Raw genomic sequence first — 1587 nt, 5'->3', positions numbered from 1 at the left:
AATGTTTGTGTGGTAACTACATTCTACACGAGGTCGTTATGGGCTTCCTTTATATTGACTTCTAGGTGTTGCACTTAATATTACAATCCGTCATTCAAAAAAATAAGCTTAGCCAAAAAGCTAGGCTCATTATCTTTATTTGTGCTATTATAAGACACGTTAATAATTTTATTTATTGTAGTGTACTCTTGAAAGGATGATATATATTATGAGTAACGAGCGACCGAAAATCGTGAGTTTCCATACTCTAGGTTGTCCATTTCCCAAATGAGAAAGCCGATTCAAGTAAGACTTGGATCGGCTAATCTATTTTATACAGATATTCACAGCCATGGTGTTAAGCAAGGTATAGAATCGATTGTTGGTTTCTATTTGTTTATTTATAAAAATCCCCTCCTAAATATATGGAGGGGAAGATAATTAATATTTATTTAATTGTTAGTGAATAAGGCATACCATAGCTTGAGCGCCTAAACAACTAGCGCAAGTTACTATACCTACAATATTTCCGCCAAATATTACAGAGAGACAAGCAGTGGAACATAATTCTTTCGTAAGTTCAGGAGCATTTTTCCAAGCATTTTTTAAACAATCCCAAGTATCGCTCCAATAACCTGCTTGACCACTATCAGTTGGAGATACTTCGTTATATATTTTTCTGTCAATAACTTCATTTGTGCCTACATCAAGAGTCATGCCAACCACTTTTTCATCATTTAATGTTGAGTAGGTAACTTCAATTTCATTATTTTCGATATCAAGAACTGATTTCATAATAATAAAATCATCACTAATTTCACCAGTTGTTTTATCATAAGCAGTCAATAAACGAATATCAAAGTTTTCATTGTTCTGCTTATAAGGAATCATTAAACCATCTTTATCCTTGCCGAAATCCATGAACTCAATATTTTTCCAATCGAAATCATCTTTATTGTACTCACTATGATTAAAATTCTCCGCTATATCTAAATCTTCTTTTACATCGTTTATTACTAAATTATTTTTAAAAAAACCTGCTTGTTCCATTTGTAAAGGTAATTTTTGTGAACAGCTATTACAATCATTGTTCCCACCTTTTTCTTTAGCAATAGCTCGATCTAAATTTACAGATAGGGGTTGCAATGCTAAAAACATAACCATTACCAAAAAGTGTACAATTCCTCCTGAATCTTAAATTTATTTTTTGAAAAACTTGTACCACGGAACACCAATGAAAAAAACGACAATTAAAAGATAAAGAAAATCATGAGATTGTATCCCATCTGAAAAAAGTATTAGTAATACGGCTATAAATGCCAATATTCTAATTAAGATAGTTTTTTTCATTAAAGACCCCCATTCTTTTACAAAATATAACGAATGGTTTTTTTAAAAAAATGGAATTACCATCCATAGAAAATATTACCATTATTTATATGCAATTTCCATCTTTTTTTGTAAAAAAGGGTTATGTAAGTAATATTTGAGATTTTGAGAGATGAAAGAAAGGGGCTGGGACAAAACCCATCTCTAAACTAAAAAGCCGGCGAAATTTTACGATCAGTAAAATTTCACCGGCTTTCAATTTTTTTCATAAAAAATAAG

General features: G+C 30.9%; 1 protein-coding gene. It reads right to left on the bottom strand.

Translation table 11 applies throughout. The annotated features are described in order from the left end of the window. Positions 1-438: 438 nt before the first annotated feature. Positions 439-1149, bottom strand: coding sequence for a hypothetical protein (locus tag ACIQ7T_RS27925; RefSeq protein ID WP_402875314.1), 711 nt, complete (start codon positions 1147-1149; stop codon positions 439-441). Positions 1150-1587 lie beyond the last annotated feature (438 nt).

It is taken from the genome of Lysinibacillus sp. NPDC096212, from assembly GCF_044763105.1.
Classification (GTDB): domain Bacteria; phylum Bacillota; class Bacilli; order Bacillales_A; family Planococcaceae; genus Lysinibacillus.
Note: the sequence above shows the minus strand (reverse complement) of the source record. Positions and strands in the feature narration are given on the sequence as shown.